General features: G+C 71.6%; 10 protein-coding genes. 7 read left to right on the top strand and 3 right to left on the bottom strand.

Annotated features, from left to right (window positions below):
- Positions 1 to 95: 95 nt before the first annotated feature.
- From ACSSS0_RS08545 to ACSSS0_RS08530, 4 genes are all read left to right on the top strand, one after another.
- Positions 96 to 1436 carry an SLC13 family permease gene (locus ACSSS0_RS08545; protein WP_487230780.1) on the top strand — a complete coding sequence of 447 codons (1341 nt, stop codon included), beginning with the start codon at positions 96 to 98 and terminating at the stop codon, positions 1434 to 1436.
- Between the two features lie 4 nt (positions 1437 to 1440).
- Complete coding sequence (locus tag ACSSS0_RS08540; protein ID WP_435984431.1) at positions 1441 to 2616, top strand: CaiB/BaiF CoA transferase family protein; 1176 nt, start codon at positions 1441 to 1443, stop codon at positions 2614 to 2616.
- Entirely contained in the window at positions 2616 to 4067 is a 1452-nt protein-coding gene (locus tag ACSSS0_RS08535) for a carboxyl transferase domain-containing protein (RefSeq protein ID WP_487230779.1), read from the top strand. The genes ACSSS0_RS08540 and ACSSS0_RS08535 overlap by 1 nt, the downstream gene beginning before the upstream one ends.
- A 99-nt stretch (positions 4068 to 4166) precedes the next feature.
- Entirely contained in the window at positions 4167 to 4940 is a 774-nt protein-coding gene (locus ACSSS0_RS08530) for a LuxR C-terminal-related transcriptional regulator (protein ID WP_487230778.1), read from the top strand.
- Positions 4941 to 4959: 19 nt separating this feature from the next.
- Here ACSSS0_RS08530 and ACSSS0_RS08525 read toward each other — a convergent pair whose 3' ends face one another.
- Positions 4960 to 5802, bottom strand: a complete 843-nt coding sequence (locus ACSSS0_RS08525; RefSeq protein ID WP_487230777.1) for a helix-turn-helix domain-containing protein — start codon at positions 5800 to 5802, stop codon at positions 4960 to 4962.
- 51 nt (positions 5803 to 5853) lie between these two features.
- On the opposite strand from ACSSS0_RS08525, the gene ACSSS0_RS08520 reads away from it, so the two are divergent.
- Positions 5854 to 6423 (top strand): TIGR03086 family metal-binding protein, encoded by a 570-nt coding sequence (locus ACSSS0_RS08520; RefSeq protein ID WP_487230776.1) that lies wholly within the window; start codon positions 5854 to 5856, stop codon positions 6421 to 6423.
- Between the two features lie 4 nt (positions 6424 to 6427).
- On the opposite strand, the gene ACSSS0_RS08515 is transcribed toward ACSSS0_RS08520, so the two are convergent.
- Together ACSSS0_RS08515 and ACSSS0_RS08510 are read right to left on the bottom strand one after the other, a co-directional pair.
- Complete coding sequence (locus ACSSS0_RS08515; protein ID WP_487230775.1) at positions 6428 to 7126, bottom strand: response regulator; 699 nt, start codon at positions 7124 to 7126, stop codon at positions 6428 to 6430.
- Entirely contained in the window at positions 7119 to 8774 is a 1656-nt protein-coding gene (locus tag ACSSS0_RS08510) for a sensor histidine kinase (RefSeq protein WP_487230774.1), read from the bottom strand. Before ACSSS0_RS08510 ends, ACSSS0_RS08515 begins: the two co-directional genes overlap by 8 nt.
- A gap of 87 nt (positions 8775 to 8861) precedes the next feature.
- Between ACSSS0_RS08510 and ACSSS0_RS08505 the strand changes: the two genes are divergently transcribed.
- Positions 8862 to 10262 carry a cation:dicarboxylate symporter family transporter gene (locus tag ACSSS0_RS08505; RefSeq protein WP_435984438.1) on the top strand — a complete coding sequence of 467 codons (1401 nt, stop codon included), beginning with the start codon at positions 8862 to 8864 and terminating at the stop codon, positions 10260 to 10262.
- A gap of 265 nt (positions 10263 to 10527) precedes the next feature.
- Positions 10528 to 12348 carry a BCCT family transporter gene (locus tag ACSSS0_RS08500; RefSeq protein WP_487230773.1) on the top strand — a complete coding sequence of 607 codons (1821 nt, stop codon included), beginning with the start codon at positions 10528 to 10530 and terminating at the stop codon, positions 12346 to 12348.
- Positions 12349 to 12385 lie beyond the last annotated feature (37 nt).

Raw genomic sequence — 12385 nt, 5'->3', positions numbered from 1 at the left:
CCATTGGCCTATTGGCTAGGCCACTGAGCCAGCCATGAGCCTCGTCACCAGGGCGTGGAACCAGGCGCGCTGGCCGCGACCGACGGAGGACACGCATGGGACCGGAATGGGTCTCGATCATCGCGCTCGTCGCACTCTTCGTGATCGGCACGCTGCTGCCGATCAACATGGGAGCCCTCGCCTACGTGGCGGCCTGGCTCGTCGGGGTCTACTCGCTGCAGCTCAGCGAGAAGGAGATCCTCGCCGGCGTCAGCGGTGACCTCATCCTCACCCTCATCGGCGTCACCTACCTCTTCGCCATCGCGAAGAACAACGGCACCGTCGACCTCATCGTCAGATCCGCGGTCCGGGCCGTCGGTGGACGCGTCGCCCTCATCCCGTGGGTCATGTTCTTCGTGACGGCCCTGCTCACGGCCATCGGTGCCGCGAGCCCCGCGGCCTGCGCCATCATCGGTCCGATCGCGCTCGGCTTCGCGGGCCGCTACAAGATCAACCCGCTCCTCATGGGCATGTTCGTCGTGCACGGCGCCCAGGGCGGCGGCTTCTCGCCGATCAGCATCTACGGCACGATCACGAACTCCGTCATGAAGGACAACGGCCTCCCGTCGAGCGAGATGACCGTCTTCCTCGCGAGCCTCGCGGTCAACGTCCTCATGGCCGTCATCCTCTTCCTCGTCCTCGGCGGCCGGCGCCTGATGAACCTGCGCGCCGACGACCTCGACGACGTCGACGGCCCGATGGGCGGCGCCTCGATCACCGAGGAGCTCCACCGCGGCGGCGTCGGCGTCGCCACGCGCGGCACCGGCACGATGACCGCCACCCGGACGCAGGCGCTCGGCGTCAAGCGCGACCAGGTCCTGACGCTCGTCGCCTTCACGCTCGTGGCCGTCATCGCGCTGGCCTTCGACAAGAACATCGGCTTCGTCTCGATCACCGCCGCGGTGATCCTCGCGATGCTCTCGCCGACCCAGCACAAGGACGCCATCAAGCAGGTCGCGTGGCCGACCGTCCTCCTCGTCGCCGGTGTGAGCACGTATGCCGCCGTGCTGACCGAGGCGAAGGCGCCCGAGTTCGTGGGCAGCTGGGCCGCCGGCCTCGGCGCCGCCGTCATCGGGGCGCTCGTGCTCTGCTACGTCGGTGGCGTCGTCTCGGCGTTCGCGTCGTCGACGGCGCTGCTGCCCGTCATCATCCCCATCGCCGTGCCGCTCATCGCGAACGGCGGCATCGGGCCGGCGGCGTTCGTCGCGGCGCTCGCGATCAGCTCGACGATCGTCGACGTGAGCCCGTTCTCGACGAACGGCGCCCTGATGTTGGCCAACCGGCCCGACAGCATCAGCGAACCGGTGTACTACAAGCAGATCCTCACCTACAGCGTCATCGTGGTCGTCGCCGGCCCGTTGCTCGTGTGGGCCGCCCTGATCCTTCCCGGATGGTGACCGAATGACCGTGTCTGGACCCCTCTCCGACATCCTCGTCGTCGACCTGTCCCGCGCCCTCGCGGGACCGCACGCGACGATGATGCTGGCCGACCAGGGCGCGCGCGTCATCAAGGTCGAGGCTCCCGGCCGCGGGGACGACACCCGCGGCTGGGGCCCACCCTTCGTCGGCGAGGAGGGCCGGCGTGAGTCGACCTACTTCCTGTCGGCCAACCGCAACAAGGAGTCGATCACCCTCGACCTCAAGGACGCGGCGGACCGCGACGTGCTGCTCGCGCTCGTCGACCGGGCCGACGTGCTCGTCGAGAACTTCCGCACCGGGGTGCTCGAACGGCTCGGTCTGGGCATCGACTCGCTCATGGAGCGCAACCCCCGGCTCGTCGTGCTGTCGATCACCGGCTTCGGCCACGACGGGCCCGAGGGTGGGCGTGCCGGCTACGACCAGATCGCCCAGGGCGAGGCCGGCGTCATGTCGCTGACGGGGTCCGGTCCGGACGACCCGCAGCGCGTCGGCGTCCCCATCGCCGACCTCCTGTCGGGGATGTACGGCGCCTACGGCGTCGTCGCCGCCCTCAACGAGCGGCACCGCACCGGCAAGGGCTCCGTCGTGCGCACCTCGCTGCTCGCCGCGGTCGTCGGCGTGCACGCCTTCCAGGGCACCCGGTGGACGGTCGCCGGAGAGGTCGGCCGGTCGGCGGGCAACCACCACCCGTCCATCAGCCCCTACGGCCTCTTCCACTGCCGCGACGGCTTCGTCCAGATCGCCGTCGGCAGCGAGGGCCTGTGGCAGCGCCTGTGCGCGGCGTTCGGGCTCGACCCGGCCGCCGAGGGGCTCGCGACGAACGCCGAGCGCGTCGCCGAGCGCGAGCGGGTCATCGAGGTCGTCGAGGCGGCCTTCGCCGACTGGGACGCCGAGCCGCTGCTGGCCCGGCTCGCCGAGGTCGGCGTGCCCGCGGGCAAGGTGCGCAGCCTCGACGAGGTGTACGCGTGGGACCAGACCGCGAGCCAGGGGCTGCTCGTCGAGGTCGAGCACCCGACGCTCGGGCCGCTGACGCTGCCGGGGCCGCCGCTGCGCTTCTTCGCCGGCGACGGCACCGAGGTGACACGCCGCGACCACGACGCGCCGCCGACCCTCGACGAGGACGGCGCGGCCATCCGCGCCTGGCTGAAGGAGGAGTGATGGCGCGCCGACCGTGGACCGCGCACGAGCTGCTCGACCTCGTGCTCGACACCGGCTCCTTCGAGTCGTGGGACGAGCCGATCGACATCAGTGGCCAGCCCGAGGACTACCGGCGCCAGCTCGAGGCGGCGGCCGCGAAGGCCGGCACCGACGAGTCCGTGCTCACGGGTCGTGGACTCGTGAGGGGTCGGCCGGTGGCCGTCGTCGTCAACGAGTTCCGCTTCCTCGCCGGCTCGATCGGCCGGGCCGCGGCCCAGCGGATCACCGCCGCGGTGCGTCGCGCGACCGCCGAGGGGCTGCCGGTCCTCGCCTCGACGGCGTCCGGCGGCACCCGGATGCAGGAGGGGACGCCCGCGTTCATCGAGATGGTCGAGATCTCGCGGGCGCTCATGGCGCACCGCGCCGCCCGGCTGCCCTACCTCGTGCACCTGCGTCACCCGACGACCGGCGGCGTGTATGCGTCGTGGGGGTCGCTCGGGCACGTGACCGTCGCCGAGCCCGGGGCGCTCGTCGGCTTCCTCGGGCCGAAGGTCTACGAGGCGCTCAACGGCGTGCCCTTCCCGGCCGGCGTGCAGACGGCCGAGAACCTCGCGGCCAAGGGCGTGCTCGACGCCGTCGTCGCCGCCGAGGACCTGCCGATGCTCGTCGACCGGGCGCTCGGTGTCCTCGTCGACGGCCCGACGCTGCCGCGCCTCGACCACGGGTCCGGCGAGCCGAGCCGGCACTTGTCCGCGTGGGAGTCCATCGAGGTGACCCGGCGCCCTGACCGCGCCGGGGTGCGCGAGCTGCTGCGCTACGGCGCGACCGGCACGCTCCGGCTGCGGGGCACCGACGAGGGTGAGCGGGACTCGACGATGCTCGTCGCGCTGACCCGGCTCGACGGCCAGCCCTGTGTGCTCGTCGGCCAGGACCGTGCACGTCAGTCGCCGACGTCGCCGATGGGGCCGGGGGCGCTGCGCGAGGCGAGGCGCGCCATGCGGCTCGCGGAAGAGCTCGGTATGCCGCTCGTCACCGTCATCGACACCCCCGGCGCCGAGCTGTCGGCGCACGCCGAGGAGGGCGCGATCGCCGGCGAGATCGCCCGGTGCATCGCGACCCTGACGACGATGACCGTCCCGACGGTGTCGGTCGTGCTCGGGCAGGGCTGTGGTGGCGGGGCGCTCGCGCTGCTGCCGGCCCGCGAGGTCATCGCCGCCGAGCACGCCTGGCTCTCGCCGCTCCCTCCCGAGGGTGCGAGCGCCATCGTCCACGGCGACGTGTCGCACGCCGCCGAGATGGCCGAGCTCCAGCAGGTCGGCGTGCTCGACCTCGCCGCGCGGGGCATCGTCAGCCGCATCGTGCCCGAGCCCGCGGACGACACGGCTGCCGCGCTGGCGCTCGCCGTCGTCGCCGAGTGCGCGGCAGCGCTGCGACGCCAGACGCACGGCCAGGCCCACGTCCTCGCGAGCTAGGCCCGGTTCCCCCTACGGTGGGAACGCCGGTCCGCCCCGACGGTCCCGTGGGGCGGGATGCGAGACCCCACCGGGACCTCGTGCGACCAGGAGGTGCCCGTGCACGGCGACAGCGAGCGTCAGCACTCCACCGGCGCCGGGCTCGACCTCTACGCGGCGGCCGCCGACCTCACCCAGCTCGTGAGCGGCTACGTCGTCGAGCTGCTCGCCGGTCGCCCGACGCCGGGGTTCCGACGGCTGGGCGTCGGCATCGCACAGATCGACAGGGGGCTCACGGCCCTCGAACCCACCGCACAGCGCAGCGTCTGGACGATGCACCCGATCCTCGGCTACGACCCGGCCAACGAGATGACACGGCTCGACGACCACACGCGACGCCGTGGCGTCGACCTGCGGTGCATCACGACCGAGCGCAGCCTGAACCTGTACCCCCTGCTCACCTCCGAGATCCCCCACGTCCACTTCGGCCCCGCCCGCTCCCAGTTCATCCTCGTCGACGAGTCCGTCGCCGTCGTCGGTGGACCCCACAGCGAGGAGGGCTACCCGACGGCGTGGCTCACGACGCGGAGCGACGTCATCACGCGCGTCCGCGCCATCTGGGAGCTGACGTCGAGGTTGTCGCACCCCGGTGTCCCGAGCGGGCAGAAGCCGCCCTTCACCTCTCGCCAGTGCCAGATCGCCCGGAGGCTCGTGCTCGGCGCCAAGGACTCGACCATCGCTCGTGACCTCGACGTCTCGCTCAGGACGGTCACCGCCGACGTCGCGGTGCTCCTGCACACGCTGGGTGCCGGGTCGCGAGCCGAAGCAGCGCACCTGCTGGCCGGAGGGAGCCATCGTCTGGATGCCGCCCGGCTCCGAGCGAACGCCACGTAGGGCCGCGCCGCCCCCTCCGTCAGCGGAAGCGTGATGCGAACTCGCCGGGCGTCATGCCCGTCGCCTTGCGGAAGTCACGGGTGAAGTGGGCCTGGTCGGCGTAGCCGAGCTCCGCCGCGATCCCGGCCAGCTCGGCGTCCGAGTCGCGCAGCCGGTCGGCCGCCTCCTGGAGCCTCCGGCGGCGGATGAGCCACTTCGGGCCGAGGCCGATCCGCTTGTGCAGCAGGCGTTGCAGCGTCCGCTCGCTGATGCCGAAACGCGCGCAGAGGTCGTCGACGCGCAGCAGCTCGGGGGAGGTCTCGACGTCCTCGACGATGGCGTTGACGAGGAGCCCCTCGTCGTCGACCGGAAGCAGCGGCCGCAGGGCGTCCTCGACGACCTCGCGCGCCTCCGCCTGGGCCTGCGCCGACGTCGGGTCAGGCCGCATCACCGACCTCACCCGCCGGCTGAGGTTCGCGCCGTCGAGGGTGGTGAGCGTCGACAGGTCGACGTAGCGGTCGGTCATCCGCCGGACCGGCTCCCGCGTCACGAGGTGACCCGCCGCGGGCTGGAGCATGACGCCGACCGCCCAGCCCCGGCCGGTCAGCATCGTGTGCGAGAGGCCGGACACGACGCCGTAGAAGCGCGCGTAGCTGTCGGAGACGACGACGAGGCAGACGGGGTACTGCAGGACCCGCTGCACGGAGTCACGTCCCGCAGGAACGTCCCACACCGGGATCCAGAACCGCCGGGCGAGGCCTTCGAGGTCGGGCGAGACCGAGCTGCGGGCGATCGACCACGTGCGGTCGGTGGGGTCGACGAGGTGGGCCCGCTCGATGTCGTCGCGGGCCGCCGTCCGTCCTGCCCCGGCAGACGTCGTCACGTGTCGGAAAGTATCAAGACCCGCCGACGGGCGGCTTCCTACGGTGACGGCATGACCTCACACACCACCGACGTCCTCGGCTCCTACCTCCGCCTCGCCGAACCGTTCCGCGCCGTCGTGGACCGCGTCCCCGCCCACGCCTGGGATGCCCCGAGCCCCTGCGCGGGCTGGGCGGCCCGGGACGTCCTGACCCACGTCGTCACGACCCAGCGCGAGTTCCTCGAGCAGCACGGCGTCGACGCCACGACCACCGCCGACCCCGGTGAACCGGGTGCCCTCTGGCAGGCCCATGACGCGAGGATGCGCGAGCTGCTCGCCGACCCGCGAGTGGCCGGCAAGGAGTACGACGGCGTCTTCGGCCACACGACCGTGGGGGCGTCGATCGTCACCTTCTACGGCTTCGACCTCGTCGTCCACCGCTGGGACATCGCCGTCGCCGCGGGGCTCGACGAGCACCTGTCGGACGAGGAGCTCGAGATGCTCGACCGGTCGGCCGACGGGTTCGGCGAGCACCTCTACGACGACGGCGTCTGCAAGCCCGCGGTGCCCGTCCCGGACGGCGCCGACCGTCAGGAGCGCGTGCTCGCCCGCCTCGGGCGACGGACGCCGGCGCGGGCCTGAGGCGTCACCGCGCCCAGAGGTACTCGACCTCGGGCCGCCCGGCGCCGGCATACCTCGACCGTCGCACGACGACCCTTGTCTCGCAGAGGTACTCGGCGTAGCGACGCGCGGTGACACGGCTGACGCCGAGCGCGTCGCCGAGCTCGGTGGCCGAGCGGCCGCCGTCGGACTCGCGGAGCAGGCGCGAGACGCGGGCCAGCAGCTCCTCGCCCATGCCCTTCGGGAGCCGCGCCTCGGCGGCGACGCGGGCGCCGGCGAAGACCTCGTCGACCTCGGCCTGCGTGCCGACCTCGGCGCCGCTCGTCACCTGGTCGCGGTAGGCGCGGTAGGCGAGCAGCCGCTCGCGGAGGGTCGCGAAGACGAAGGGCTTGAGGACGTACTGCACGATCCCGAGCGACACCGCGGCGCGGACGACGTCGAGGTCGCGCGCCGACGTGACGGCGATGACGTCGGCGCGGTGCCCGGCCGCCCGCATGGCGCGCACGACGTCGAGGCCGTGCCGGTCCGGGAGGTTCATGTCGAGCAGGACGACGTCGATCTGCTTGTCCTGCAACGTCTTCAGCGCCGCTTGGGAGGTCCCCACCGTCGACACGACCTCGAAGCCGTCGACCCGGCCGACGTAGGCCGTGTGGGCCTCCGCCGCGATCGGCTCGTCCTCGACGACGAGGACCCGCAGCACCTGCGACCCCGTCGCCTCACTCATCGTCGCCACCGCCGACCCCGCCACCGTTGACCCCATCACGGACGGGCAGTCGCACGGTGAACGTCGCACCCGGCGGGCCCGACACGGAGAGCGTCCCGCCGAGCCGCTCCACGGTCTGCCCCACGAGCGCGAGCCCGATGCCGCGGCGACCCGCGCTGCCCTGCTCCTTCGTCGACCAGCCGCGCCGGAAGGCGTCGTCGACGGCACCCGGCGGCAGGCCCGGCCCGTCGTCGGAGACCTCGAGGACGGCATGCCCCTGCTCGACCCTCGAGTCGAAGCGCACGTACCGCTCGGGGCGGGGTGCGCCGGGCTCGCCGGCCACGGCGTCGAGGGCGTTGTCGATGAGGTTGCCGACGATGGTGACGACGTCACGGGTGGGTGCGACGTCACGCGGCCAGTGCGCGCCCGGCTCGATCTCGAAGGCGATGCCGCGCTCGTGCGCCTCGGCCGCCTTGCCGAGCAGCAGCGCCGTCAGGGCCGGCTCGTCGACCGAGCCGACGACGCGGTCGGTGAGCAGCTGCGAGACCTGCAGCTCGTCGGTGGCGAAGTCGAGCGCGCGGTCGGTGTGCCCGAGCTCGATGAGGCTGACGATCGTGTGGAGCCGGTTGGCCGACTCGTGGGCCTGCGAGCGGAGTGCCTCGGTGAGGCCCCGGGCCGAGTCGAGCTCTCCCGTCAGGGCCTCGAGGTCGGTGCGGTCGCGCAGGGTGGCGACGTGGCCGAGGAGGCGACCCTGCCAGCGGGCCGGGCCGCGGTTGAGCACGAGCACCCGCGCCGAGGTGACGTGCAGCTCGTCCTCGTGCGCGGCGTCGTCGGTGAGCGCAGCGGTCAGGGCGGGCGTCAGCCCCAGCTCCGCGACGGGGCGACCCACGGCGTCGGCGGGCAGCGCGAGCAGCCGCGTCGCCTCGTCGTTCGCGAGCCGGAGCCGGCCGTCGAGGTCGGTGATGATGAGGCCCTCGGTGACGGCGTGCAGGACGGCGTCGTAGTACTCGTACATCTCGCGCAGCTGCTGCTCGCCGAGGCCGTGCGTCTGCCGCCGGATGCGGCGCGACACGAGGCCCGTCCCGAGACCCGACAGCAGCGCCGCCACGAGGCCGGCGAGAAGCAGTCCCGGCAGCTGGGTGCGCACCCGCTCGCCGACCGCCGACTTGCGGATGCCGACCGACACGAGGGCGACGACCTTCCCCTCGTCGGTGACGGGCACGACGACGCGTGACGACGGCCCGAGCGTGCCCGTGTAGTCCTCCTCGACGACGCCTCCGGCGAGGGCCGCCTCCGTGTGGCCGAGGAACCTCTTGCCGATCTGCGTCGGGTCGGGGTGGGTGTAGCGGATCGCGTCGCGGCTCATGACGACGACGAAGTCGGTGCCCGACTCGACCCGCACCCGCTCGGCGTACGGCTGGAGGGCCGCCGACGGGTCGGGCCCCTCGACGCCGGCGACGACGTCGGGCGTCGCCGCCATCGTCTCGGCGACCGCTAGGGCCCGGGCGATGGCCTCCTGGTCGCCCGCGCGCTGCGCCTGGCCGTACGCCCCGGCGAGCCCGGCGGCGACGACGAGCACCGCGATGAGCACCTGGAGCGCGAAGGTCTGGCGCGCGACGCTCCAGCGCGCGGGGGCCGTCAGCACCCGTCGCGAGAACTCAATGAACACAACCGTGACCCTAGTCACTGACCGCGGGAGCCTCGTCACATTCACCGGTCCCGCGCCCAGCACGGGACCCAGCCAACGGAGGTCACCGTGAGTTCCACCGCCGACAGCGCCGTCGACGCCCAGCCAGGCTCGGCCCCGAAGCGCGACCGCACCCATTACCTCTACATCGCCGTCATCGTCGCCATGGTGGCGGGCATCCTCGTGGGGTGGGCCTTCCCCGAGGTGGGCAAGAGCCTCAAGCCCCTCGGCACCGGCTTCGTCAACCTCATCAAGATGATGATCACGCCGATCATCTTCTGCACGATCGTGCTCGGCATCGGCTCGGTCCGGAAGGCCGCGCAGGTCGGCAAGGTCGGCGGCCTCGCCCTCGGCTACTTCATCACGATGTCGACGGTCGCCCTGGCCATCGGCCTCGTCGTCGGCAACATCATCAAGCCGGGTGACAGCCTCAACCTCACGGCCGCCGTCGCCGAGTCGGGCCAGTCGCAGATCTCCGCGGAGTCGGAGGGCACGGTCGACTTCCTCCTCGGGCTCATCCCCGACACGCTGGTCTCCGCGCTGACGTCGGGCTCGGTGCTCCAGGCCCTGCTCATCGCCCTCCTCGTCGGCTTCGCGCTCCAGCAGATGGGCAAGACCGGCGAGCCGATCCTCCACGCCATCAAGTACCTCGAGCGCCTCGTCTTCCGCCTCATGGCGATGATCATGTGGGCCGCCCCGATCGGTGCGTTCGGCGCCATGGCCGCCCTCGTCGGCGCGACCGGCATCGGCTCGCTCAAGAGCCTCGGCCTGCTCATGCTCGCCTTCTACGCGACGTGCGCGATCTTCGTCTTCGCCTTCCTCGGCAGCATCCTCAAGGTCGTCACGGGGATGAACGTCTTCTCGCTCTTCCGCTACCTCGGCCGCGAGTTCCTCCTCATCCTGTCGACGTCGTCGTCGGAGTCGGCCCTGCCGCGCCTCATCGCCAAGATGGAGCACCTCGGCGTCTCCCGTCCGGTCGTCGGCATCACCGTCCCGACCGGCTACTCCTTCAACCTCGACGGCACCGCCATCTACCTGACGATGGCGAGCCTCTTCATCGCCGAGGCGATGGACAAGCCGTTCAGCATCGGCGAGCAGATCAGCCTCCTCGTCTTCATGATCATCGCGAGCAAGGGCGCCGCGGGCGTCAGCGGTGCGGGTCTCGCGACCCTCGCCGGTGGCCTCCAGTCGCACCGCCCCGACCTCGTGCCGGGCGTCGGCTTCATCGTCGGCATCGACCGCCTCATGAGCGAGGCCCGCGCGCTGACGAACTTCGCCGGCAACGCCATCGCGACCGTCCTCATCGGCACGTGGGTCGGCGAGATCGACCGCGACAAGGCGTCGCGCGTCCTCTCCGGCCAGGACCGCTTCGACGAGGCGAGCATGCTCGACCACGACGACGAGGTCCAGGACGACCAGGTCCCGGACGCCCGCGGTCACGAGCCGGAGCTCGTCGGCTCCAGCCGCTGACCCACCCGTCGAGGGGCCGCGAACCTGCCGGTTCGCGGCCCTTCGTCGTCGTCGTGGCCCATCTCACTCCGCGCGTCGGGAACTTCGGGAACCTTTGGCATACATGAGGATTCACGCCTTCGTATGCCGTCCGCAGCGTGCCGTCGGCACCCTCGTTTTGCGCTCGTCCCCCCATCTTCGACACAGTGGTCGCTTCATCGAGACATCTGTGACACGTAACTGTGAGGAGACAGACGGCGCCTCGTCGGGGTGCCGTCCATGACGTATGAGTGAACTGACCAAGAGTCCCGACGACGCGCTGCACCCGGCGCTCGAGCCACCACCGGTGAACCACGAGGAGGCTGCGCCCTCCACGGTCGACAAGATCGTCTTCGGCGTCGCGGCCGGCGTCGCCATCGCCTTCGTCCTGTGGGGCGCGCTCAGCACCGAGAGCCTCAGCACGAGCGCCTCCGCCGGCCTCGACTTCGTCGTCCACAACACCGGCTGGCTCTTTTCGCTCGTCGCCTCCGGCTTCGTCGTCTTCGTCATCTGGCTGGCCGCGAGCAGGTTCGGCAACATCCCGCTCGGCGGTGACGGCGAGGCTCCCGAGTTCCGCACGTCGTCGTGGGTGGCGATGATGTTCTCCGCCGGCATGGGCATCGGCCTGATGTTCTACGGCGTCACCGAGCCGCTCACGCACCTCGTGACGCCGCCGCCGGGCACCGGCGCCAAGGGCAACCCCGAGGCCGTGCAGACCGCGATGGCCACGACGATGTTCCACTGGTCGCTGCACCCGTGGGCTATCTACGCCGTCGTCGGCCTCGCCGTCGCCTACGGCGTCTTCCGCAAGGGCCGCTCGCTGCTCATCAGCTCGGCCTTCGCCCCGCTCTTCGGCGAGAAGCGCGCCAGCGGTCCGGCCGGCCGCGTCATCGACATCTTCGCGATCTTCGCGACGCTCTTCGGCTCGGCCACCTCGCTCGGCCTCGGCGCCCTGCAGATCGGCTCCGGCCTCGAGATCGTCGGCGGCATCGGCAAGGTCGGCAACGGCGTGCTCATCGGCATCATCGCCGTGCTGACCGTCTGCTTCATCCTCTCGGCCGTCTCCGGCATCGAGAAGGGCATCCAGTGGCTCTCGAACATCAACATGGTGCTCGCGCTCGCCCTGGCGTTCTTCGTCTTCGTCGTCGGCCCGACCGTCTTCATCCTCAACCTCGTCCCGACGACCATCGGGTCCTACTTCAAGGACCTCGCGATGATGTCGGCGCGCACCGACGCCGCTGGCGGCGACGGCATGAAGGACTGGCTCGCGGGCTGGACGATCTTCTACTGGGCGTGGTGGGTCAGCTGGACGCCGTTCGTCGGCATGTTCATCGCCCGCATCTCGCGTGGCCGCACGATCCGCCAGTTCGTCTCGGGCGTCCTGCTCGTGCCGTCGGTCGTCTCGCTCATCTGGTTCGCCATCTTCGGTGGCGCCGGCATCGACCAGCAGCAGAACGGCCAGGACATCGCCGGCCAGTCGAGCCCCGAGGGCTCGCTCTTCGCGATGCTCGGCAACCTGCCGTGGCCGACCGTGACCGCGGTCGTCGTCATGCTCCTCGTCGCGATCTTCTTCGTGTCGGGCGCGGATGCCGCGTCGATCGTCATGGGCACCCTCTCCGAGAAGGGCACCCTCGAGCCGTCGAAGAAGACCGTCGTCTTCTGGGGCGCGGCCACGGGCGCCGTCGCCGCGATCATGCTGCTCATCGGCGGTGAGGACGCCTTGTCGGGCCTGCAGAACGTCACGATCGTCGCGGCCCTGCCCTTCCTCGTCATCATGATCGGGTTGGCCGTCGCGCTCGTGAAGGACCTGTCACGCGACCCGCAGGTCGTCCGGCGGCAGTATGCCGTCGCGGCCGTCGAGCACGCCGTCGTCGCGGGCGTCAGCGAGCACGGCGACGACTTCTCGCTCACCGTGCAGGAGACCGCGCCCGGCGAGGGCGTCGGCGAGATGGTCCAGACCGACCCGGTCGCCGAGCCCGTGGAGGCCAAGGACGTCGAGGCGCAGGACGGCCTCGGCGGTCACGTCGACGACCAGACCGACAAGGTCGGCGCGTCGATGCGCCTCTGACGGACGTCGCGTCAGACCGTCACGGCGGTCACCTCGA

This window comes from Terrabacter sp. R4-6 (assembly GCF_057529065.1).
Note: the sequence above shows the minus strand (reverse complement) of the source record. Positions and strands in the feature narration are given on the sequence as shown.